A 22,186-nucleotide genomic window follows, 5' to 3' on the forward strand; every position below is an offset into this window, starting at 1 on the left:
CCCTTTCAGCGGTTGTTGTAGCCGGCGTCGACGGGCAGCGTCACTCCGGTGATGTATCGGGCCTCGTCGGAGGCCAGGAACGCCAAGGCGTTGCTGATGTCGATCGCCTCGATCAGTTCGACCGGCATCGGGTTCTTGTATGCCTCGTCGTCGGCAACCTCGGGGTGGGAGTTCACGAAGGCGCCGTATTCGGCGTTCGCCACCATCGGCGTGTTCACACCCGTCGGGTGAATGGTGTTGACTCGGATGGAATGTTTGGCCAGCTGTTTCGAATACAGCCGCATGAGGCCCACGACGCCGTGCTTGGCGGCGGAGTACCCGGCCTGCCCGGGAAAGGTGTTGAGCCCCATGCTGGTCAGGCCGGCCGCCGAACTGGTGATGGTGATCGATCCGCCGTTTCCGCGCTCGACCATCGGGGGGACTGTCACCTCGAGGGCGTGCCAGACGCCGGTGAGCATCGTGTCGACGGCATCGTGCCAGGCCTGCGGCTCGCTGCCCTGCTCGATCACCGGCATGATGCCGGCGTTGGCGACGACGACATCGACGAACCCGAATTGTTCGATGCCCGCGTCATAGGCTCGCTGGACGTCGTCGCGACTGCGCACGTCGCCGACGGTGGTGACGATGCGCCCACCGGATTCCTTCACCAGACGGGTGGTTTCGGCGAGGTCCTCCTCGGTCGCCATCGGATAGAACACCGACGGTATCTGCGCACAGATATCCATGCCGACGATGGCCGCGCCTTCCTGCGCCAGCCGCACAGCATGGGACCGGCCCTGCCCGCGCGCCACACCGGTGATGAACGCGACCTTACCTTCGAGACGTTTCATGAAATTCCTTTTGTCACAGCTTTTCCGGAGACACGCCGAACTCGACGCATGAAAACAACCGGGAGGCGGGACTTGTCCATCACCGTGCCCGTTGAATACGGCGAGCGGCTACGAAGTTCGTGAGACGACGGTAGCGCTTCCATGCCGCGAGCGGGGCCAAATAAACCTATTTCTTGTAGATTTATCGATTTTCCGCCGGGGTCGCGGGACGCGCGTCCGCGGGCTCCTGCAACACTCCGGCGCGAACGAGTCCGTCGATCTCCGCCCCAGCCATCCCCAGCACGTCTGCGCAGATCTCCCGAGTCTGCTGTCCGGCCAACGGCGCGGGCCGCAGGGGCGGATCGGCGATGTCGGCGAAAGATGCGGCGCGCGCGGTGGCCGGCAGTGTCGCGGAGAGCAACTGGTGCTCGACGTGGGCGTAGGAGCGGCGCGCAGACAGTTGAGGGTCGGTGAGCAGTTGCGGCAGCCGCAGCATCGGCCCGGCGGGGACTCCCGCACCCTGCAGCTCGGCGGCAGCTTGCCGAGGTGTCCGCCCGCGCAGCCATTCGGCGAGCAGAGAATCCACTTCGTCGCGGTGCCGGATACGGTCCGCGGTCGTGGCGAATCGTTCGTCAGTGGCCAGGTCGCGCCGCCCCAGGACATCACACAGTGCCCGCCACTGCGCGTCGTCACGGATGGTCACGACACACCATTCATCGTCGCCGGCACAGGAGTAGACACCGGCGGGAGCACAGTGCGGATCCGCATTGCCCGGAGCGACCACCGATCCCGGAGACAAGCTTTCGGCCACGAGCTGGACGCCGAGCTGCATCAGCGCGGTATCAGACTGCGCCACTTCGATAGTCGTTCCCAGTCCGGTCCGACGGCGGGCGATCAGCGCCGCCAGCACAGCGCTCGCGGTGATATGCGCGGCGATGTGATCGGGGTAGACGGTCTGGCCGTCGCACAGTAGTTCCTCGTTGTCGGGGTAACGCCACAGGGCGGACACCCCGCACGAGGCACGCACCAGCGGCCCGTAACCCAGTCGGGTCCGCCACGGCCCCGATGCGCCGAACGCACTGGATTCCGACACCACGATGCGCGGATTGACCTCGGCCAGACTGTCGTAGGACAGTCCCATCGCCGCGAGGGTGCCCGGCTTGAAGTTGGCCAGCACCACATCGGCGTCGGCGACGAGGCGGCGGAAGATCTTCACCCCCTCGGGGTGCCTGAGGTCCACTCCGATACTGCGTTTGTTGCGGTGCCCCCATGCGACCGAGGCCGCCAGCGCCGCACCGCGTTTCGACTGCCGCAGGCCGTCGGGGAAGTTGGCGTTCTCGACCTTGATCACGTCGGCGCCGTAGTCGGCGAACTGTCTGCTCAATTCGGCGCCGAATACGATCACCCCGAGGTCGAGCACCCTGAGACCGGCCAGTGGGGCGGCCGACGGATCGCCGTTACCACCCCGCGGTGGCGCCGGCCGCTGCTCGACGGTCCGGTCGTGTTCGCCGAGTCGCGGTGCGGGCGTGGAGATCCCGGCTCGGACACCGCCGATCTTCGTGTAGCCGGAGGGCACCTTGGCACGCACGCCGGGGATGATGTCCGCATCCACGAGCGCACCGGACGCGTCGAAGTGCGGGGTATTCAGAACCTCGGTGAGGGTGTGCACTCCGCCCACGGGGACGCCGCGACGGGCGCCTTCCTCGACGAGTTCGGCTTGGGTGCGGGTCGCGAAGAGTTCCCCGATCAGCGGGTGCAGCCGGTCGGCCGCGGCGAATCGAGCGGGGATCGTGTCGAATTCGGGTCCGGCGAATTGCGCCGGTTCGCCCAGCCATTCGAACATCGATCGCCACTGCCGCTTGGCCAGCAGACAGATACGGACGTGGCCGTCCTTGCACGCGAAGACCGGATAGAAGTTGGCGGCATCGGGCCGGCCGCGGGGGAAATCCTCGGATCGGCCGGCGGCCGCCGAACCTTGCGTGCCGAAGCCCGGATCGAAACCGTGCACCATCGCTTCGAACGCGGACACGTCCACCGTCTCGCCGTGCCCGGTGTCGACGCGACGCGAATAGGCGAGCAAGGTTGCCCACACCGCGTGAGCTCCCACCGTCTCTTCGACAAGACCTGCGGGCGGGAGCAACGGCTCGGCGCCCGGCGCGCCCGACCGCGAGAGGACACCCGACAGTGCGTACAGCACCGCCTCGGTCGCGACCCAATCGCGGTAGGGCCCGGTCTGCCCGAATCCGGTGATCGACGTCCATACCAATCCTGGTGCGGCAGCGCGCATGTCGTCGGCTCCCACCCCGCGCTCGGCGAGCCATCCGGGTGGGAAGGACTCGACGATGATGTCGGCGGTGTGTGCCAATGCGCGGAATCGCTCGGCGCCGGCGCTGGTGGTCAGATCCGCGGTGATCGCGAGCTTGTTGGCGTTGCGCAGCGCGAAGGCGATACTCGTGCCGCCGACCGTCGGCGCCGCCGAGCGCGAGCGCGCGCCGCCCGGTGGTTCGACTCGGATCACTTCGGCCCCGAGGTCGGCGAGATAGCGGCCGCAGGATTCACCCAGACCGTCGGTGAGGTCCAGGACGCGGATTCCGTTCAGCGGAAGTGTCATCGTTGGCTCCGTTCGATCGGTGTTGCGGCGAGTCAGGGCGTGCCGAAATACACCGATTTGGTGCGGTAGTATGGGGCGATTCCCTCCGGGCCGAGCTCACGCCCCAGACCGGACGACTTCACCCCGCCGAACGGCGCGTCCAAATCCAGCAGGTAGTGGTTGACGCCGAAGGTGCCGGTTTCGATCCGATCGGCGATCGCGAGGCCGCGGTCCTCGTCGCTGGTCCACACCGTGCCGCCGAGTCCGTAATCCGAATCGTTGGCCAAGGCGACAGCATCGTCGTCGGTGTCGTACGGCGTGATGGTCAGCACCGGACCGAAGATCTCCTCCTGGGCGATCCGCGCGGAGTTGTCGACGCCTTCGAACACCGTCGGCTCGACATACCATCCGACGGGTTGATCACCGGGGCGGCCGCCGCCGGTGGTGATCCGGTAACCCTGAGCACGCCCGGATTCGATGTAGCCGAGGACGCGCTCGCGTTGCGCTGCGCTGACCAGGGGCCCGATCCGGGTGGCCTTGTCCAGGGGATCACCGATCCGCAGCGCCCCAACCGTCTCGGTGACCACCTCGACCACCTCGGCGTATCGCGAGCGTGGGGCCAGGATTCGGGTTCCGGCATGACAGGTCTGGCCGTTGTTCACCAACGACACCTCGGCCAGCTTCGATGCGAACAGCTCGAGGTCGGCGTCGTCGGTGACGATGGACGCCGACTTACCACCGAGCTCGAGTGTCACCGGGCGCAGCAGCCGTCCGCACACGGCACCGATCGCGCGCCCGGCGGGAGTCGATCCCGTGAAGGCCACCTTGTCCACGCCCGGGTGCTCGACCAGATAGGCCCCCGCGTCGCGGTCTGCGGGCACGACGTTCAGTACGCCTGCCGGCAGACCGGCTTCTTCGGCTGCTTCGGCGAAAGCGTATGCGTCCAAAGCGGTTTCGGGCGCCGGTTTGAGAACGACGGTGCATCCCGCGGCGAGGGCCGGCGCCACCTTCATCGCGGCCAGGGATTGGGGATAGTTCCACGGTGTCACGGCCGCGACCACACCGACGGGTTCGCGCCTTACCACCGTGCGCCCGCCGAAAGCGCTGGGGCGCACATCCTCTCGTCCGGCGTCGCCGACGAGTCGGGCGTAGTACTCGACCATCAGCGCCGGGGCGTATCCGTTGACACTGATCGAGGTGGTGATCGGCATGCCGTTCTCGCGGCTGGCGAGGGCTGCTGTCTGTTTCGCCCGAGCCTTCAACGCGGCAGCGAACCGGTCGAGACGGTCCGCACGCGCAGCAGCTCCCAGAGCGCGCCACGGGGCCAGTGCCCTGCGGGCCGCGGCCACCGCGGCGTCGATATCGGAACGTTCGGCCAACGCCGCCGTACCGATGACCTTTTCGGTGGCGGCCTCGACGACGTCGACCGCCGCGCCGCTGCTGGGCGCGGTCCACTGCCCGTCGATGAACAGTGTGGTTCTGTCATGATTGATGTCCATGGTCGGTCCTCGATGGGTCAGAGTGTGTCTTCGTGGCCGAACAGCGTCGAGCTGACCAGTGGGGCCATCGGGCCTCCGATGAACAGCGAAACCCGCGCTCCCGGAACAGGGTTCGTCGACGTTCCGCGGATCTGGCGTACCGCTTCGACGGCGAGGCCCATCCCGTTGACGAACGAGTCGGCGATATTGCCGCCGCTCGTGTTGACCGGCAGCTTCCCGATGCCGGCGGTCATGTTGTCGACGGTCAGCACATCCCCGGCCGCCGGTCCGGCCGGCGCGAATCCGTGATCGATCAACGCGGCGACGGCGGGGCCACTGAAGTTCTCGTAGACCTGGACCACGTCCACGTCGTCGTGCGTCAGTCCCGCCGCGGCCCACAGGCGGTCGGCGACGCCCGGGCGACCGGGGCGCCCGGCATACCCGGCGCTGGTGTAGAGATCGTCGTTGTCGATGATCGCGGAGTATCCGCCCGGCGCGCCCTGTGCTCCCGCGAGCACGTAGGCGGCGTCCGGACGCATGAACCGTGCCCGGTCGCCGGAGACGAGCACCAGCGCGACCGCGCCGTCGCTCTCGCGTGAGCAATCGAACAGGTGGAACGGCTCGGTGATCATGCGGGAGGCCTCGTAGGTGGCCTCGTCCAGGGGCCTGCCGTAACCGGCGGCGGTCGGGTTGTTCTGCGCGTGCCGGTAGGCCGCCAGCACCAATGCCCGCATCGCTTCACGGGGTACACCGTCGTGCTCGAGCAGGCGTTGGGTACGCAGAGCGCAGACTTGAGCGGGCGAACCGACGCCGTGAGCCAGATAGTGCGGGCCGTAGAAGTATTTCGCATAGCCCAGCCGGCCCGTGTCCTCCTGCGCCATCGAGCGGTAGACCACTACCGTCTCCGCTTGGCCGGAGGCGATGGCGACCGCGGCGTTGTTGATCGCCGCGGCGACCGTTCCGCCACCACCGCCCCACATCATGTTCGACCACCGCACGTCGTCCACTCCCAGGGCGCCGCCGAGCACCGCACCGTCGTGCCCGCCGCCCGCGTAGGAGACGAACCCGTCGATCGTGTGAGGTGAGATTCCGGCATCGGCGCATGCGGCGACGATGGCTTCCAACGTCATCCGCAGCTCGCCGTGGGGTGCCTCGCCGCGCTTGTAGTGCAGCTCCGCCATTCCGACGACTGCCGCCGCCCCGCGCAATGTCATTCGGCTCATGCCCCCGCTCCTTCGGCCTCGACTCGCCGCCACCGCAACAGCGGCCACGTCGCACCCGGATCCCGTTCGACATGTCCGGTCACGCGGTCGCCGATGCGCACATTCGCGTCGTCGTCGACGAGAAGGCCCAGGACTCGCCGATTTCCGGCGCCGGGCAGTTCCACCAGGATCGTCACGTACGGCACCCGGTCGGCGAGTTCGGTGATGAAGGGATAGTGGCTGCGAGCCCAGCTGTACACCGTGCCCACCGGATCGACGGCCGTCCATTCCGGATCGAAGGTGTGGCACGCCGCACAGATCCACTGCGGGCCCCAGATCCATTCCCCGCAATTGCCGCAGTGCTGCAAGCGCAATTCACCGACGGTCAGCCCTTCCCAATATGGGAGGTCCAGGCCGTCCGGTGCCGGCCCCCACGGCAATTCCGACACCGTGTCCGTCACAGCGATTCTCCGGAAACCGTGAAATTCTCCAGCGCGGCCGCTTTCCACTGACCCTCGCGCAGTTCCCAGATCGAGCGCAGACCGATCACACCCTCGGGTGTCGTATAGACCGTTTCACCGATCTGTTTGCCGTCCACGGCCCGCACATCGCGGATCTCGACACCGTTCACTATCCCGCGCGGCACCGATACCCCGTCGAATACGGTGGGCAGATTCTCCTGCACCATATCGGCGAGGGCCGCTGTGAAATCACCGCTCGCGACGGCACCTACGTGACGCTCGTACAGTTCACGAAAGTCCTGATCAGGCATTCGAGTTCTCCTCGTTTCCCCTGGCGCGACGTGATACGCCGCGCATATTTTTACCTTAAGCCTTTAGGTTTAGGTGGTCAATGCTCGACCACTGCCGACATGCCGATTCGGCTAGCCGGTAACGAATCGGAAGGCGCCCTCGGCGCTGATCTCGACCTGTTCGCCGGCGACATCCGCATTCGCCATGCGCTCGACTGTGCTTGCGTCGCCGGTCGACGCCAGTGCGCGTCCCCCGTCCGGGGTGCGCGCGGCCAGCAGGCCCCGCTCCGGATCACCTTCGCGGTTGTAGACCACCGTCCACGACTCGGTCGCGGCGCGGCCCGCATAGGCGGGATGCGACCGCACCCGCGGGTCGAGGTCCACGCGCGGTTGGACATCGTCACGGCGAAAACCGTTGCGGGGCGGTTCGGTTCGGTAGACGCCGAAGGCGTGCTTGGTCAGGTAGCCGCCGTTGGCGGTCAACAGTCCGTAGCTGCCCGGCGACCGGCGCAACCGGGTCGCCAGGGTCGCGATCGCGTGGGTGCTGTAGTTGTTCCACGGCCCACCGGCGAACGTCAGCCCGCCGGTGACGGTGAGCGGCCGGCCCGGATCATCGAGGGGAAGCCCGAGTTCGCGCGCCGCGACCTGTACGGCCGAGGGAAAGCACGAGTACACATCGATGTGGCCGACATCGTCGATTCCGATTCCCGCGAGTTCGAGTGCGCGGGCGCCCGCGTGCCGGATCGCGGGCGAGCGGTCCAGGGCGGCGCGTTCGGCGACGTCGTAGGTGTCGTGCGCTTCGGTACCGGCGTGCAGGAAGACCCAGTTCTCTCGCGGAATGCCCAGTCGCCGAGCTGTTTCCACCGAACACAACAGCACCGCTGCGCCCTGCTCGACCATATTGTTCGAATTCATGAGCTTGGTATAGGGCGCAGCGATCCACCGGTTGGCCGCGGAGGGCGTGGCGATCTCGGCCGCGGTGTACGCCCGTTGTGTCCAGGCGTGCGGGTTGTGCGCGGCCACGTCGCTGAATCGGGACCACAACGCCGCGATCGCGTCGCGGTGCTTGTCCGTCGACCGGCCGGCCGAGATGCGCAACGCCTGTTCGAACAGCGGATAGATGTAGGCGGGCCGGTCGAGTCCGGCGCGCTGTTCCGCCTCCGATCGCATCGGCACTTCCGGAACCAGCATCGGCGCCGCGGGAACCGACTCGTCCTGCACCGTCCAGTCCGGCCGTATTCCCTGTGCGCGCAGGGTCATTCGCGTACGCCAGGATTCGGCACCGCCGACCAGGACGACATCGCAGCGCCCGGCGGCGATATCCTCCGCGGCCTGGTTGACCAGAACTTGCGGCGTACTGCCGCCACTGCCGGTATAGCCGGTGTGGCGGGGGTTCGCTCCGATTCGCTGCGCGACCAGTGCGCCGGGATCACGGTAGCGCCACGACAACAGTCCGACGATTCGCACGGAATCGACCAACTCCAGCAGCCGGCTGCTACCGGCCTCGGTCGCCGCGCGGGAGGCGGCGTAGACGATCAGATCGACCGGCTCGCAGCCGCCTTCGCGGTCGTTGATCTGACCGCCGCCGACGAGTACCGGAGTACGCGGATCCAGGCTCATGCGCGCACCGCCTCGATGATCCGCTCACGCGACTGCGGGCGCGGCCGGCCGCCGAGAACGAGTGTCGCCGAACAGGCCGGCTTCCAACCGGCGATCGCCCGCTCCATCCGCCGAGGTGGTTGCGCATCCCAGCGTCCGGCCGTCACGCCGACCTTCACCGCGCCGGCCCCTCGTGCATACACGTCATCGAATTCGTTGTCCTGTCGTCGGTTTCGGTAGATGGGCGGGGACGCTCGGTTCGGATCAGGTCGGACATAGGTCGGACTTTCCCTCGAATCGTCGACGACGGCTGCGCGACACGCGCCCGCCACCTACCGATAAAGCTAATACCTTTAGATTAAAAACTCAAGGTGGGGACTGAATCGTCGATCTATCAGCGATGTTTTCCCGGCCTTGCCGCCGCGGTCGAGCAGAGGGTTTTCAGGCTCCGCCGCGCCCGCCGCCGGTGACCACGGCGATACGACCCGTCTCAGGCGGTAGCGGTGACGTCATGAATCACCGAAGCATCGGCCGGCGCCTCCGGAAAACGCGTTCGCAGCACCGGCTTGGCCAGCTTCCCGGAAAACGTTCGCGGCAGCGGTTCACTCAGTGCGACAGCGTGTTTCGGCCGCTTGAACTTCGCGAGATTGTCTCCGGCGAGGATCGCGATCTCAGCGATGACCTCGGCGGCCGGGCGATCACTGTGGAAGACCACCATCGGAACCTCACCCCACCGCTCGTCCTTGACACCGATGACAGCGAGATCGGCCACGCCCTCGATGCGATGGAGCACCTTCTCGATTTCCGCGGGGTAGACGTTCAAACCACCGGAGATCAACATGTCCTTGCTCCGGTCGACGATCTTGAGGTACCCGGCTTCGTCCTGCAGGCCGAGATCACCGGTGCGCAACCAGCCGTCCACCAAAGTGGCGGCGGTCGCCTCGGGTTTGTTCCAGTATTCCTGCATCACATGCTCGCCGCGTACCAGAATCTCACCGACCTCACCGGCGGGAGTATCGACACCGGGATCACCGATCTTGACCTGCGTGCCGACCAAAGCGAGCCCGGCATACCCGGGACGCGGCACGGCGTCTTCGTAGTTGAGTGTCGCGACCATTCCCGACGCCTCGGTCAATCCGTACACCTGGGTGAGCGGGATACCGTGATCTCGATAGAACTCCACCAGATCGAGGCCGACCGGCGCACCTCCGGTAGCGGCGAAGGTGAAATTCGCGAATGTGCGAGTTCCGAAATCGCGGAGCGTCGTCATCCGCTCCCAGATGACCGGCACCGTCGTGGTGGCGGTGATCCGTTCACGTTCGAGGGCGTCCAACGCGATCTCCGGGTCGTACTCCCGCAGCAGCACCATGGTCGAACCCGGCACGACGACCAGTTGCATGAAGATCGACAGCACCGATCCCGTGAACACCAGCGGCGCCGAGCACAGCACCCGATCGCGCGCGCTGAAACCGTAGATCATGGTTTGCGAGATCCCCGGCGCCATCGCGCTGCGGTGGGTTACCAGCGCACCTTTCTGTACACCAGTCGTTCCCGAGGTGTAGCAGATGAAGGCACCGTCATCGGCCGCGATATCCACTCTCGGCGCAACACCCGGGTCGATCAACGCATCGTAGGGGCGATGCGCGCTACCGCCGAGCGCATAGATCTCGAACGGCGTCTGCGCCGCGGCCACCTCCAGCAAGTGCGCGAGATCGTCCTCGACGACGACGATTCGCGGCGCGCAATCGGCCACCATCGGTGCCAGCTCCTTCGCGGTGAGCCGGAAATTGAGCGGGACGCAGATTGCACCCAGCTTCAAGGTTGCGAGCATGAGGTGCGCCAGCTCGGGCCGATTGAGCATCATCACCGCGACCCGGTCCCCCTTGCCGACGCCCCGCGCGGCCAGGCCGCGGGCCAGCGCATCGGTGACCGCATCCAGTTCGGACCAGGTTTCGACGGAATCGCCGAAAACGATCGCCTGCTGACGGGGTCGGGTCTTGCCCCAATAACGCGTCAGATCCGCAAGATTCATTCGAGCTCCTCGTCATTCCCGGGCCGGATCGGACCCGAACATCGGCAGATGTGACCACCGTCACTGCACAGCAGTAAATCTAACATCTATAGGTTTTTCGCGCAATGCCGAACCCATTTCTCGTGGAATGTCGAATAAGCACGAGAATGACACTCACACAACGTATTTCGCGTGAGTGTCGATTCGGTTCGAAGGGTTCAGCTATCCCTCTCGCGCACCATCTCGAGCAGATGCCGATCCGCCGCCGCGGCGATGCGATCATCGTCGTACCCGGCTACTTCGCGCAGCACGCGGCCGGTATCCGCTCCTGCCGCCGGCGGGAGCGCCGGTGCGAAATTCTCCCCCGCGACGCGCACCGGACTGGTCACGAATTCGAGTTCTCCGACGCCGTCGTATTCGATTCGGTAGGTGTTGTCTCTGGCTCGGAAATGCGGGTCGGCAACCATCTCCGCGACGGTATTCACCGGTCCACCGGCAATTCCGTGCACCAGGAACAGTTCCACCCATTCGTCCCGGGTCCGTTGCGCGAAAATATCTTTCAGCGCTCGCCATACGTACTGCGCGCGCGCGGGCGCCCCGGCATCGGCGGTCGTGAGATCCACGTCCGCGAGATCCTCGCGCCCCACCGCGGTCAGGAAATTGCGCCAGAACTTTTCCACGTGAGATCCGAACAGCATCGCTTTGCCGTCCTTGGTCCGGTACGCCTCGAGCCGCGGCCAGTCCGGCAGCCGGCCGTCGGGCAGCCACGTCGGCCGCGGGATGGAGCGGTCCCGGTTGAGTTCCGCGTCGGTCAGGTCCGGCATCCACGCGGCGGCCACATCGATACCCGACACCTCGATCCGGCAGCCGGTCCCGGTGGCCGCCGCCCGGTGCAGTGCGGCGAGCAGCCCCATCGCACCGTAGGCACCGAGGGCGTACATGGCGATCGGCGGACTGGTCGAACCCGCAATCCCCTGCGCCGGTGGCTGTTCCGGAGTTTCGACCTCACGCAGACCCGCGTACGCGTCGAATACCGGACCACCGGTGCCCAGACCGCGGTACGGCCCATCGGTTCCCATCCCGGATACGGTGCACAGCACGATCGCCGGATTCACCTCGCGGAGGCGATCGAATCCGATTCCGAGCCAGTCCAGGTAACCGCCCCGCATACCTTCGATCACCGCGTCGCACGATCGCGCGAGATCGAGAAACGCCCGCGCGCCCTCGGCCGATCGCAGGTCGAGCGCGACCGACTTCTTCCCGCGATTCCACCTCAGGTGCATGAAGGCCGGGCCGTCCGGATCACCGATCGCGCGACTTCCACCGACCCGCACCGGATCGCCCAGCGGACCCGATTCGATCTTGATCACCTCGGCGCCGAGGTCGGCCAGGTGCCCACCGAGCGAGGACGGCGCCAGCTGGGCCACCTCGAGCACACGCAGGCCGTTCAGCAGGGAGTAGCCGCTCATCCGGCGACACCTTCTTTCCACTTCTTCGAAATATCGTGTGTCTGTTCGGGTTTCAGCTCGATCCACAACCCCTCGGCCTCTGCCAGCAGCACTGCGCCGTGGTGCAGCGTCCCGCGCAGGAGGCGCTTGCGTCCGACCTGTCCGGCCAACCGCGCCGTCACGGTCAATTCGGTGTGCAGAGGCGCCGGGGCGCGGAAGCTGACCTCCAAACGAGCGGTACGTCCCCACGGGCGGTTGTGGTTGGCGAGTCTGGCCATGATTTCGTCGAAGATCAGTGGCGCGACACCGCCGTTCATGGCGTACCGCCCCGAGTGGAAGCGTTCGACTGTGACCCGGCCGATCGCCGCGGATTCGGTGATCCGGTCCAGATGTATCGGCGGCGTCAGCGCTTGGCCGTGTCCGGCCGATTCCCACCGCTTGCCTGCGATCTGCTCATCCTCGTCGACCTCGAACGAGGCCATGGCCGAGGCGATTTCGCGCAGCCGTGCGGCCGCCGTCGCGGCCGCGAGGGGTGTCGGCTTACTGCGTGTGACCGCCTCCTGGACGGCGCGAAGCGCTTCGATCAGGTCGGTGTATTCGTCGATGGTGCCGACGGTTGGTGTGAAGGGGTCGTCCCAACCGGGATTCCAGATGTCAGGATTCACGAATCACCCCTCGTCTTCGAGGCCGCGCCGGCGGAAAAGAACGTCGAGAACATCTCTGTGACAGGCCGCTGTCCGAGCGCCGCACGCACGACCGAGGTTTCGTGGTCGTAGCGCGAGCGCAGGGTTCGCCCCGGTCCGGCGAGCAACAGGTGTTTGATATGCCGGAGACCGTCGGGCGGTTGTGCCGCAATGTCTTCGGCCGTCCGTAATGCTGCCGTGGACACCTCGGCGTCGTATCGCGTGAGCAGGCCCATGGCATAGGCCTCGCGGCCCGGCACAGCTCGTGCAGTCATCAGCATGTCTCGTGCACGGGCAGCGCCGATCAGGGTGTCGAGCAACCACGTGAGGTTCACTCCCCCGTATTTGGCCGCACTGACCGCCATACTGGTATTCGGGCCGCCGACGCGCAGGTCCGAACATGCGGCGTACAGGGTTCCGGCGCCGTAGGCCATGCCGTCGACGGCGGCCACCGTCGGTTTCGGAAAGCTGAGGTAGCGCCAGAGCAGTTCGTCGCGTTCGGCCATCGACGCCGCCGCATCCCGCGGCGTCATCGCCGCCAGTTCCTTCAGGTCGTAGCCGGCGCAGAACGCCCGGTCGCCGGCGCCCGCCAGAACCACCACTCGCACCGAATCGTCGGCGGCGGCGTCGGAGAGCAAGGCATCCACCTGCCGCTGCATCGCAATCGAGATCGCGTTGTGCGCGTGTGGACGGTCGAGCGTCAACCGCAGCACTCCCGGCGCCGGACGGTCCGAACGCACGTCCTCGTCGGCCATCGACGACTACCGCCGACCGGCCGAAGGGGCCGGCGCAGCGGACTCGAGCCGTGCGACATCACCGGCGACCATCTTGTGAAATACCTGGCCGGGCAGCTCGTTTCGGCCGTAGATCAATTCCTCGACCTGACCGTGGGCGGCATTCTCGGTGATCGTCTTGGTGACGAACCAGTCCTCGTCGTGCAGCGTCTCCATCAGCAGGTCCCAGTTCTTCTCGAGAATCCGCTCTTCGCGCGGTGTCCGCGGCTTGTGCGGTGACAGCAGTCGAATGGTGCAGTAGCTGACGTTCGGATCGACGGCGTCGGGCACGATCGTCCAGATTTCGAAGTGGTTCGGTTCGGTGACGAGCATGGTGCCCGGATAGATCGTGTAGTTCGCCAGCGAGTAGTCGCGGACGTCGAAGGAATCGGGATCGGCGTCGCGCACCTCGATAATCGCCTTGCGCGCCACCACCAATCGCCAGGAGCGGCCGACCGGATCGAAGGCGGTGATATTGCCTTCGAGGTAGTTGCACACGGTTTTGGTGTGCAACTGGCACAGGTGATACGAATCCTGCACGCCGTCGACCGCGATCTTCCAGTTCATCTCCAGCCGCCAGGTCTCCTTGCGCACCTGATACGAGTCTCCGATTCCCGTGTCGGTGACCTCGGCATCGTGTTTGTCGCCCAGCACCGCGGCGATATCCAGGTCGGCGCCGACGGTGGGAACAACCCAGACCAGGCCGTGTCGCACCTCGCAGGGAAATTCGACCAAGCCGAATTCGCCGCGATCCATTCCCTCGAAACCTTCGGCGTGCGGCATCCCTCGCAACGATCCGTCCTTGCCGTAGGACCAGTTGTGATAGGGACACGCGAACACGCGTTTGCATCCGGATTCGGCGAATTCCACCTTGGACCCGCGATGACGGCAGACGTTGGAAAAGGCCCGAACGCTGCCGTCGCTCTGCCCGACCACCAGAAGCGGAGTCCCGATCAGCTCGGTGGTCAGAAAATCGCCGGCCTTCCGGAGCTCGTCGACATGCGCCACGATATGCGGAAAGCCTCGCACCACGGCGCGCTCCTTCTCCGCGAGCTCGGGATCGTCGAATACCGAAAACGGCACGCGGAGAACGTCTTCCGCGTAATCGGTGGTGTTGTTGTCCACGTGGGCGATGAGCCGCCGCGTGAGCCTGATCTTCTCGTCGCGCTCCATCGTCCGAGACTGACACACGAGACAATTTTTGTCTAGCGTCTTATCTAAAGACTTTCGGTTTTACCGCTCTGCTTGGTACAGTTGTCATCGTGACAGGACGCGGCACGGCCACCGAACGTTCTACCGACACGCGCTCGGCCATCCTCGCCGCGGCGGAATCCTGCTTCGCCCGGCTCGGCATCGCCGCCACCACCATGGAGGACGTGGCGAGGGCGGCGGCGAGTTCCAGGGCCACCGTGTACCGCTATTTCACCGACCGCGACGCGCTCGTCACCGAATCCGTGGTGCGCCGAGCCCGCGCGAATATGGATTCCGCGCGCGAGTTCATCGCGCGGTGGCCGACCATCGAGGATCGCGTCGTCGAGGGCATCTGCGAGGACATCCGGCGCGGCCGCCGTGACCCGATGGTGCATCGGCTGGTCTCGCCCGAAGAAATGGTGCTGGCCGCACGGTTGCTTACCGAATCGGGCCGAGCGATCGAGCTGACCTACGAATTGTGGGAGCCCGTATTCGCCACGGCACAGGCCGCCGGTGCGATCCGCGCCGATCTCGATATCCGGCTGCTGTGCGAGTGGATCTCACAACTGGAAATCCAGTTCATCAGTCAGGGAGCAACCGGTGACGCCGACGAACTCGACGACATCCGGGCGCAACTGCGCACATTCCTGCTTCCCGCCCTCCTCCCCTGACGCGGGTCGACCGTTTCCTTCACCCCAGCCGGCGATGGAACCGCACGCCCGGGCCCGTCGCCGATCGCGGCGTGTGGCGGGCCCGGGCGGGTTCGTCAGCGTGGGGCGTTCCCTGCGCCCAGGGCGGACCCGATTCCCCCGATGTCGGTGATCGTCCACTGGTTGTGACTGTCCAGGGTGAGCTGATAGGTCGCCGTCGACTGGATACCTTCCGGCGCTTGGCTGTTCTTGGTCAGCACGCTGACGAAACAATCCACGGCGTAGATGCCGTTGTTGTCCGATCGCACCTTGGCCGCAACAGGTTTCGCCGTCGACACCCATTGCAGCGGAGTGATGATCTGCTCCATGGAGCCGGCCGCCTGAGTCAGACGATTCGATAGCTCCGGGCTGGTGCCTTTGGTCAGTCGGGACCGCCAGGAGGCGAGGTCTTGAAAATTCATCTCGGCGGCGGCCGTGGCGTAGTCGAGTGCGACCTGCTCGGCGTGCGCGGCGCTCGCCCGCTCGGCCCGCGCGGCATCGATCTGTCCGGCCTTGTCGTTCACTTGCCAGCCGAGCACGGCGACCGCGGCGGCGAGAACGAGGATCAGCGCGCCGAGGACGACGGCTTTCACGGTGACCGTCGACTCGCCACGTGGCGATACCCGGCGCAGGGCGGAGGTCAGCGGCGAGGAACGGCGGGACGTGTCGTCCGGCCCGGGAGCCGACGACGGTGCGGAGTCGACGGGTTCGGGATCGGTGAGTATCGGGGTGGAGTGAGTCATGTTTGCCTTCTTCGAACGCGGGTGGTCAGTGGTCGCTGCCGGTGCTGGTTCAGGGGCTACCTCCCCGGCGGTCGGATGTGAACGGTGACCGCGTCGCCCGAGACGGTCGAAGCCAATGCGTTGTCGAGGAAGCGGCCGACGTCGACCGTCGACATCGCCGCGGCACCGGCGCGGACGCCGGGCAACAGATCCACACCGAGGGTGTGCAGGTCGCCGGAGGTCTTGTCGAGGAATGTCTGCAGCTGGTCGATCAGGGGTGCCGCCCCGTCCTTGATACTCGTGAGCGGGCCGAACGACGCCGCGAAATACACTCCTCCGAGCACATCGGTGAATCCCGAACCGAACTCGGCCAGCCGCGGGGTGGCCGCGGCAAGATCACCGGGCACCGTGCCGGTGCTCTGCAGCAGCGGCTGCAACTGTGTGAGCAATTGCGTCAGATCCCCCGATCGCTGGGTGAGAGTTCTGGCGAGGAGTTCGCCCGCGTGTGACAAGTCGTTGAGCACCCATGGGTCGTCGGGCAACGCGACGTCGACGGTCGTGAAGATGTCACGAATCCGGTCCGGTTCGACCTGTTCGAGCATGCGGGTCAGCCGGGCCGACAATTCCTGGAACGTGGTGGGCACCACCACGTGAGCGGCGGAAACGGTCGCCCCGTTGGTCAGATACGGTCCGGCCGCTGTCGTCGGCAACACCGACACGTAGGCCTCGCCCAGCGCGGAGAGATTGTCGACCCGGAATCTGCTGTCCATCGGGATCCGGTATTCGTCATCGTAATTCCACGAAATCTCCGTGTGGTCGGGCGACGGCGTGATGGCGGTGACGTGCCCGATAGCCACCCCGCGCAGCAACACTCGAGATCCGACGACGAGTCCGTTGGTGTCCGGCACCGCCATATTCGCGGTGTGGACGTGGTCCAGGATTCCGGTGTTCAAGCCGATGTGGTTCAGATAGACGAACGAGGAAGCGGCGATGACGGCCATGCCGGCGACGGATGCGACAGTTTTGAGGTTCATTTCACCGCTCCCAGCATGCGCAGCAGATTTTCGACGTCGGAAACGATGCGGTCACCGGAGGCGGTGTCGATCGAGCGAATGTTCACCGAGGGGTTCTGCGCGAACGGGAGCAGAGTCGTGCGCAGGAAGTCCGACAGTTTCGCCGTATCGGCCGGCGCCTGATCCCAGATGGCGCGGCCGACGCCTCCGGTGTCGGCCAGCGAGTTCAGCATGGGCACCATCCAGAGGCCGCCTTCGTACACACTTCCGACGGAGGGCAGAATCTGGCTGATGTAGGACACGATGTTCACTGCCGTGCGGCGCCAGTAGTGCACGCTCTGCTGCGAGAACAGAGTCGACAGAACCTGCCCCTTGTCGTCGATCGCCGCACCGGTCGCCGCGAAACCGCCCAGCATTCGGTCGATTTCACCGGTGTCGCCCGCCAGATCGCGCATATCACCGGCTACGACGGTGGCCAGCCGCTGCACGTCTCCGGGCGCGGGCATGACACGGTTGATACCTGTCATGGCGTCTTCGATCTTCTGGATGCTGCCGCCGTTGACGAAGTAGGCCAGCACCGCCATGGTGTCTTCCAGCTGCGGCGGTGAACTGGTGTGGTCGACGTTCACCGTCGCGCCCGGCTGCAGGTAAGGGCCCTGCACGACGGCGCCGTGGTCGAGCGCGATGTAGGTATCGCCCAGCAGAGTGTTCTGGCGGATGACCGCGTGAACGTCGGCGGGAACCTTCGTCCCCTCCTTCACCTTGGCTCTGACACTGACGAATTTCCCCGCTGCGGTGAGGTTTTCGACCTCGCCGACGCGGAGGCCGTCCATCATCACATCCGCGCCCGTCGGCAGATTCATCGTGCTGGCGAAGTGCAGATCGAGCTGGTAGCTCGCGCCGACACCACCGCGGACCGAGGGCAGATCGTCGGGCCCGACCGAGCACGCGGATGTAGCGAGCAGACCGCACCCGAACACGGTTGCCGCGGCGCCGGCCTTCCACCGTATGTTCGTCTTCATCGCTGACCTTTCGCGAGCACCATGTCCAACAGGCCGGCGATCGAGAACTGAACCTGCCCCTCGGTGGCCGAGCAGCTGCCCGGAGCCGCCCGGTTCGCCGCCTCGCACAGAGCGGGAGCAGCCGGAGAATCGACCTGGACGGTCGGCGGACGGTAATCGATCGACATGCCGCCGTCGCCGGCTGCCTGCTGTCGCAACAGCGCCGCGACGGCAGGTATCGAATTCAGCAGGCCGGCAATGTCTTTGGATCTACTCGCGGCCAGGTGGATCGCGTCCGCGACCGGTCCCTGCAGCAACGGCCAGATATCGCCGCCGTAGTTGACCTGAATTTCGTGCAGGACGTTGACCAGCCAGCCGACGCCCACACAGACGTCGACGACCCCGGGCCACAGATCGATGCCCGCGGCAACCACCCCCGGCATCTGATCCAGGATGGATCGAATCGCCGGCCACCGTTGCAGCGCTTCGTCCGTCAAGGGCGCCATGTTCTCGATGATGGCGCCGAGGTCGGCGGTGAGCTGGTCGGGGCTCGCTGCCGCCGCGGAGGCGTGCAACATCAAGGCACGGGCATTGTCACCCTGGCCGCGCAGCGCCTGCTCGAATCCCGAGACCGCCTTCTCGAAGCTTTCCTTGTTGTCGTCCGGACTCAGCGCATCGATGAAATCCGCTGCCGAGCCCGCGATCTCGGAAATGCTCTTGGGGGTGAAGCTGTGCTGTTGCGGGATGCACTGTCCGGCAGCGAGTTCGGGCCCGGAATGGTAGTTGCCAACCAATTCGACGCTGCGATCGGCGAGGATGGATTTCGAGCGCGTCACCACGCGCACATCGGCGGGAAACCGTCGTCCCCCGTCGAGGGAGAACGTCACGTGCACGTGGTCGCCCTCCGGCTCGATCTTGTCGACGCGCCCGACCTGAAATCCCATCTGGGTCACCGGGTTACCGGGGTAGAGGCCGACCGCATCCGGCATCTGCGCACAGAACCCTGAGACCGATTTCGCGCCATCCGGGTCGACGACCGTGAAGCCGACGCCGCCGACGAGTGCGAGCGCAACGACCGATCCCGCACCGATCAGATACTTCCTGTTGATCGTCAACTCAGCACGTCCGCCCGGGAAGAGGAACACAGATATCCGTCGCCAGAACCGTGCCGCCGGCCACCGTCGCCAGCCCCTGAGGGGTGAGCCAGGCCTCGAGCTGAGCGCGCAGATCCCGTAGCTTGTCGATCGCCGGGCCCATATTCGTGGTGAAACTCTCGATCGATGTCTTCACCTTCTCGACCGCGTCGCGCACCTGATCTTTGTGATCGAGGAAGAACTTCATTTCCGGTTGCAGTCGCATCAGAACGTCACCGAGCAAGCTGTATGCCTCGTTGAATCCGGCGTGCGCGTTGTCGTAGGTGGAGACGACGACATCGATCTGGCGGATCAGGTCGAAGACGAAGTCGCGGCTGCCGTTGAACGTCTTCAAATAGTCCGAGGCCAGCCCCGTGATCTGCTCGATCTGAGAACGCTGCCGATCCATGACGGAGGCGATGCTGTTCATTCCCGAGATCACCGAGGCGAAGGAGGTCGAATTGTGTTGCAGCGCTTGGGCGAACTGGTCGATATTCGCGTCGACGGTGCTGCCGTCGACCTTGTCGGTCACGTGCGGCGCGGCCTGGAGAACGTCCCCGATCGAATACGGAACGGTGACGTGATCGGCCGGTATCACGCGCGAGCCGAGTGCACCGCGCCCGAGGGGCACGATGGTGACCGCGTACCCACCGACCGGGGTGAGCATGCGGACCTCGACACGGGAGTCGTCACCGATGAAGGTGTCGGCGGAGATACGGGCCTCGACCAGAACCGTGTCCGGCCGCAAGGACACCTTGTCGACCTTACCGACGGTGATGCCGGCTACTCGGACCTCCTGCCCGGTCGACAGCGCCGAGGCATCGGTGGTTTCGAAGGAGACACTGCGTTGCCCGACCGGATGGGTGTAGAAGACGGTGGTCGCACCCAGAGCGACAACCGCGGTGACAACCACGACCGTTCCGAGCAGAACTTCACTCCCGGCGACTCGCCGGATCACATTCCGCATCGAGCCGCGGCGCGGTCCGCTCGTCAGTGAGCTTTGCATACCACGACCTCGCTTCCGTTGAGCAAAACTTCGACCTCCGTGGGGAGTTCGGCGATGCCGTGCGTGCAGTTCATCGCCTGCGGTGCGGCCGTGGTCTGCGGCATCTGCAGGCCGGCCAGGGCGACCGGTAACAGCCGCAGCGCGTCGGCGGCCTGGGGCAGGGAGGCGAACGCCTGGGTGAGCAGTTTGTCCACGTCCACGTCGCGGGAAAACCCGAGTTCGGTGATCAGCTGATGTACGGGGGTGAGAAATTCGGGGCCGAACTTGGCCGTTTTGGGAAACTCGCCCAGTACGGTCATCGCTTTCGCGATGGGGAAACTCAGCGATTTCATGAATTCCATGACCTGCGGTGACTTTCCGCCCATCGAGTCGGAGATCCGCGACAAGTTCGTGACGAGTGTCGAGATGACTTGTTCGCGATCGTGCGCCAGGTCGGTCAGTTTCTGCACGCTGTCGAGCATCGGCGCCAGACCGGTGCCGTCGCCCTGCAGGAGGGTGATGGCGTTCTGCATGAAGGTGTTGACCTCGTCGGTACTCATCGTGCTCAGGACCGGTTGCAGGCCGTTGAACAACTGAGTGATGTCGAACGACGGGCGGGTACGGTCGGTTCCGAGGTGGTGCACGGCGCGTCCCGACTGCTCCGGTTCCTCGAGGTCGACATATCGGATACCGGTGAGGTTCTGGTATTTGACGGCCAGAACCGTAGTGTCCCGCAACTCGTACGGCTTCTCGAGTGAGAACGTCACCTCGGCTGTGCTCGCCCCGTTTCTGCGGGTGAGGTCGATGGCCGAAACCTTGCCGATCCGAACACCTTTCGTTCGGATGTCCCCATTGACGTGCAGCCCCGACACGTCGGTGAACTCGGCGCTGTAGCTTCGGGTGTCACCCCGCACAGGGTTTTTGATCGCGCTGAGAATGATGGAGAACAGCACCACCGCCAGGACCGCTGCGGTCGCGAGCTTTCCGAGTGTGAGGAACATCTTCGTGCGTGGACTCATCGGTGCTCCTCCCCGGCCGGCGCGGCCGGAATCCCGGTCAGCGCCAAGGGTGTGGCGAACATCGGCAGGTCATCGACGATGATTCTCAGGTTGAGCGTCTTCTTGCCGTCGCTACCGGTGAACGCGGCGTTGTAGCGGTCGATGAGCGTCGTCAACTCGCCCGGCACCGCGCCGCCGCCCAGAATGTGCGGAACGACATCGGTCATCGCCTGCACGAGCTGGGTGACCGGCGTCAGTTCCGAACCGTGCGACGCGAGCAGGTGACCTGCCTTGCCGAACAGGCTGTTGGCGGCCAGGCCGAGGCCTTCGTCGGTTTTGTCCATGAAGTCGTCGTCGACACCGACCGAGCCGTCCGGCCGACGATTGTATTTGCTGTCGTAGACGTTGTAGAGCGCGTCGACCGCTTGAGTGCTGAACGCCGGCATCACCGCGAGAATGTCGTCCGCATAACGCATCAGCTCGGTGGGCATCGCCTGCTGGGTGGCCGCCACCCGATCGGCGAACACGATTCCGGATTGAATCAGCGGGGTCAGTCCGTCGGTATAGCGAATCACCTTGTTCAGCGTGGTGACCATCGACTGGGTCAAGGTGCCGTCGATCGCCAGCGAACCCTTCTCCAGCATCGTCGACATGGTGAAGTCACCGGTCGGCGTCTTGTTCAATGTGCTGCCCGCGACCAGCCGGTTGCCCTCCGGATGGGCGATGAGATCCACCGCGGTGATGCCGAAGTAGTTCTGCGGCCGGAAATCGAGCTCGAAGTCATCGGTGAGGCGGGAGGAAATGCCTTCCTGCAGTTGCAAACTCATGCGCACCGTGCCCGGTGTGGTCTTTTCCAGACGCGTGATCTCGCCGATCTCCGCGCCGTGCAAAATCACCTTCGTTCCGGTGCCGACGCCCGGACCGACGTACGGTACGTCGACGTTCAGCGCGAGACCTGCCGGCTTGTGCACGCGCGGATACACCCACAGCACGACGACGAGCACTGCGGCGATCCCGAGGGCGACGCCGACGGCCGCCAATTCGACGAGACGCTTCTGGTGTCGGTCGGTTCCGCGCAGGAAGTCCTGATTGCGAGTCTTGGCCATCACC

The 22,186-nt window shown here is 65.6% G+C and carries 21 protein-coding genes; 1 reads left to right on the plus strand and 20 read right to left on the minus strand.

Going from position 1 to position 22,186, the window contains the following annotated elements:
- Positions 1-5 precede the first annotated feature (5 nt).
- From A5789_RS07190 to A5789_RS07245, 13 genes are all read right to left on the minus strand, one after another.
- Complete coding sequence (locus tag A5789_RS07190; protein WP_064902812.1) at positions 6-830, minus strand: mycofactocin-coupled SDR family oxidoreductase; 825 nt, start codon at positions 828-830, stop codon at positions 6-8.
- A gap of 181 nt (positions 831-1,011) precedes the next feature.
- Positions 1,012-3,420 (minus strand): CaiB/BaiF CoA-transferase family protein, encoded by a 2,409-nt coding sequence (locus A5789_RS07195; RefSeq protein WP_064902813.1) that lies wholly within the window; start codon positions 3,418-3,420, stop codon positions 1,012-1,014.
- A 32-nt stretch (positions 3,421-3,452) separates the two neighbouring features.
- On the minus strand, positions 3,453-4,898 hold the full coding sequence (locus tag A5789_RS07200) for an aldehyde dehydrogenase (protein ID WP_064902814.1): 1,446 nt from the start codon (positions 4,896-4,898) through the stop codon (positions 3,453-3,455).
- A gap of 17 nt (positions 4,899-4,915) precedes the next feature.
- Complete coding sequence (locus A5789_RS07205) at positions 4,916-6,100, minus strand: hypothetical protein (protein ID WP_064902815.1); 1,185 nt, start codon at positions 6,098-6,100, stop codon at positions 4,916-4,918.
- Positions 6,097-6,540, minus strand: a complete 444-nt coding sequence (locus A5789_RS07210) for a Zn-ribbon domain-containing OB-fold protein (protein ID WP_369817504.1) — start codon at positions 6,538-6,540, stop codon at positions 6,097-6,099. Before A5789_RS07210 ends, A5789_RS07205 begins: the two co-directional genes overlap by 4 nt.
- Positions 6,537-6,851, minus strand: coding sequence for a hypothetical protein (locus A5789_RS07215; RefSeq protein ID WP_064902816.1), 315 nt, complete (start codon positions 6,849-6,851; stop codon positions 6,537-6,539). Before A5789_RS07215 ends, A5789_RS07210 begins: the two co-directional genes overlap by 4 nt.
- A gap of 111 nt (positions 6,852-6,962) precedes the next feature.
- Positions 6,963-8,450: an acetyl-CoA acetyltransferase gene (locus A5789_RS07220; RefSeq protein WP_064902817.1), complete on the minus strand. Its 1,488-nt coding sequence runs from the start codon at positions 8,448-8,450 to the stop codon at positions 6,963-6,965.
- Positions 8,447-8,632, minus strand: coding sequence for a hypothetical protein (locus A5789_RS36350; protein ID WP_146100983.1), 186 nt, complete (start codon positions 8,630-8,632; stop codon positions 8,447-8,449). Before A5789_RS36350 ends, A5789_RS07220 begins: the two co-directional genes overlap by 4 nt.
- A 287-nt stretch (positions 8,633-8,919) precedes the next feature.
- Positions 8,920-10,461, minus strand: a complete 1,542-nt coding sequence (locus tag A5789_RS07225; RefSeq protein ID WP_064902818.1) for a class I adenylate-forming enzyme family protein — start codon at positions 10,459-10,461, stop codon at positions 8,920-8,922.
- 197 nt (positions 10,462-10,658) lie between these two features.
- Positions 10,659-11,909 carry a CaiB/BaiF CoA-transferase family protein gene (locus A5789_RS07230; RefSeq protein WP_064902819.1) on the minus strand — a complete coding sequence of 417 codons (1,251 nt, stop codon included), beginning with the start codon at positions 11,907-11,909 and terminating at the stop codon, positions 10,659-10,661.
- Entirely contained in the window at positions 11,906-12,553 is a 648-nt protein-coding gene (locus A5789_RS07235; protein WP_064902820.1) for a PaaI family thioesterase, read from the minus strand. Before A5789_RS07235 ends, A5789_RS07230 begins: the two co-directional genes overlap by 4 nt.
- Positions 12,550-13,326, minus strand: coding sequence for an enoyl-CoA hydratase/isomerase family protein (locus A5789_RS07240; protein WP_064923539.1), 777 nt, complete (start codon positions 13,324-13,326; stop codon positions 12,550-12,552). The genes A5789_RS07235 and A5789_RS07240 overlap by 4 nt, the downstream gene beginning before the upstream one ends.
- Positions 13,327-13,332: 6 nt before the next feature.
- Complete coding sequence (locus A5789_RS07245; RefSeq protein ID WP_064902822.1) at positions 13,333-14,517, minus strand: Rieske 2Fe-2S domain-containing protein; 1,185 nt, start codon at positions 14,515-14,517, stop codon at positions 13,333-13,335.
- Between the two features lie 89 nt (positions 14,518-14,606).
- Here A5789_RS07245 and A5789_RS07250 point away from each other — a divergent pair, with 89 nt between their 5' ends.
- The gene (locus A5789_RS07250; RefSeq protein WP_155525899.1) at positions 14,607-15,206 is read left to right on the plus strand and encodes a TetR/AcrR family transcriptional regulator; all 600 of its coding nucleotides are present in this window, start codon (positions 14,607-14,609) and stop codon (positions 15,204-15,206) included.
- A 95-nt stretch (positions 15,207-15,301) separates the two neighbouring features.
- On the opposite strand, the gene A5789_RS07255 is transcribed toward A5789_RS07250, so the two are convergent.
- From A5789_RS07255 to A5789_RS07285, 7 genes are read right to left on the minus strand one after another with little or no spacing between them, the layout of a single operon-like run.
- Positions 15,302-15,967, minus strand: a complete 666-nt coding sequence (locus tag A5789_RS07255; RefSeq protein WP_064902824.1) for a hypothetical protein — start codon at positions 15,965-15,967, stop codon at positions 15,302-15,304.
- 56 nt (positions 15,968-16,023) lie between these two features.
- Positions 16,024-16,980, minus strand: a complete 957-nt coding sequence (locus tag A5789_RS07260) for an MlaD family protein (protein ID WP_064902825.1) — start codon at positions 16,978-16,980, stop codon at positions 16,024-16,026.
- Positions 16,977-17,981, minus strand: coding sequence for an MlaD family protein (locus tag A5789_RS07265; RefSeq protein ID WP_064902826.1), 1,005 nt, complete (start codon positions 17,979-17,981; stop codon positions 16,977-16,979). The genes A5789_RS07260 and A5789_RS07265 overlap by 4 nt, the downstream gene beginning before the upstream one ends.
- A complete protein-coding gene (locus A5789_RS07270; RefSeq protein ID WP_064902827.1) occupies positions 17,978-19,075 on the minus strand; it encodes an MlaD family protein in 1,098 nt (365 codons plus the stop codon). The genes A5789_RS07265 and A5789_RS07270 overlap by 4 nt, the downstream gene beginning before the upstream one ends.
- Position 19,076: 1 nt before the next feature.
- Entirely contained in the window at positions 19,077-20,099 is a 1,023-nt protein-coding gene (locus A5789_RS07275; protein ID WP_082940516.1) for an MlaD family protein, read from the minus strand.
- On the minus strand, positions 20,084-21,097 hold the full coding sequence (locus A5789_RS07280) for an MlaD family protein (RefSeq protein ID WP_064927162.1): 1,014 nt from the start codon (positions 21,095-21,097) through the stop codon (positions 20,084-20,086). Before A5789_RS07280 ends, A5789_RS07275 begins: the two co-directional genes overlap by 16 nt.
- Positions 21,094-22,182 (minus strand): hypothetical protein, encoded by a 1,089-nt coding sequence (locus A5789_RS07285; RefSeq protein ID WP_064902877.1) that lies wholly within the window; start codon positions 22,180-22,182, stop codon positions 21,094-21,096. The genes A5789_RS07280 and A5789_RS07285 overlap by 4 nt, the downstream gene beginning before the upstream one ends.
- Positions 22,183-22,186: the final 4 nt, after the last annotated feature.

The organism is Nocardia sp. 852002-51101_SCH5132738 (assembly GCF_001665695.1).
Classification (GTDB): domain Bacteria; phylum Actinomycetota; class Actinomycetes; order Mycobacteriales; family Mycobacteriaceae; genus Nocardia; species Nocardia nova.

Excerpts from the sequence above, each read along its gene's own strand:
- A5789_RS07285 (WP_064902877.1), bottom strand. The coding sequence starts at position 22,182 with ATGGCCAAGACTCGCAATCAGGACTTCCTGCGCGGAACCGACCGACAC.
- A5789_RS07205 (WP_064902815.1), bottom strand. The coding sequence starts at position 6,100 with ATGAGCCGAATGACATTGCGCGGGGCGGCGGCAGTCGTCGGAATGGCG.
- A5789_RS07240 (WP_064923539.1), bottom strand. The coding sequence starts at position 13,326 with ATGGCCGACGAGGACGTGCGTTCGGACCGTCCGGCGCCGGGAGTGCTG.
- A5789_RS07260 (WP_064902825.1), bottom strand. The coding sequence starts at position 16,980 with ATGAACCTCAAAACTGTCGCATCCGTCGCCGGCATGGCCGTCATCGCC.
- A5789_RS07245 (WP_064902822.1), bottom strand. The coding sequence starts at position 14,517 with ATGGAGCGCGACGAGAAGATCAGGCTCACGCGGCGGCTCATCGCCCAC.
- A5789_RS07265 (WP_064902826.1), bottom strand. The coding sequence starts at position 17,981 with ATGAAGACGAACATACGGTGGAAGGCCGGCGCCGCGGCAACCGTGTTC.
- A5789_RS07220 (WP_064902817.1), bottom strand. The coding sequence starts at position 8,450 with ATGAGCCTGGATCCGCGTACTCCGGTACTCGTCGGCGGCGGTCAGATC.
- A5789_RS07275 (WP_082940516.1), bottom strand. The coding sequence starts at position 20,099 with ATGCAAAGCTCACTGACGAGCGGACCGCGCCGCGGCTCGATGCGGAAT.
- A5789_RS07225 (WP_064902818.1), bottom strand. The coding sequence starts at position 10,461 with ATGAATCTTGCGGATCTGACGCGTTATTGGGGCAAGACCCGACCCCGT.
- A5789_RS07230 (WP_064902819.1), bottom strand. The coding sequence starts at position 11,909 with ATGAGCGGCTACTCCCTGCTGAACGGCCTGCGTGTGCTCGAGGTGGCC.
- A5789_RS07195 (WP_064902813.1), bottom strand. The coding sequence starts at position 3,420 with ATGACACTTCCGCTGAACGGAATCCGCGTCCTGGACCTCACCGACGGT.
- A5789_RS07190 (WP_064902812.1), bottom strand. The coding sequence starts at position 830 with ATGAAACGTCTCGAAGGTAAGGTCGCGTTCATCACCGGTGTGGCGCGC.
- A5789_RS07280 (WP_064927162.1), bottom strand. The coding sequence starts at position 21,097 with ATGAGTCCACGCACGAAGATGTTCCTCACACTCGGAAAGCTCGCGACC.
- A5789_RS07215 (WP_064902816.1), bottom strand. The coding sequence starts at position 6,851 with ATGCCTGATCAGGACTTTCGTGAACTGTACGAGCGTCACGTAGGTGCC.
- A5789_RS07200 (WP_064902814.1), bottom strand. The coding sequence starts at position 4,898 with ATGGACATCAATCATGACAGAACCACACTGTTCATCGACGGGCAGTGG.
- A5789_RS07255 (WP_064902824.1), bottom strand. The coding sequence starts at position 15,967 with ATGACTCACTCCACCCCGATACTCACCGATCCCGAACCCGTCGACTCC.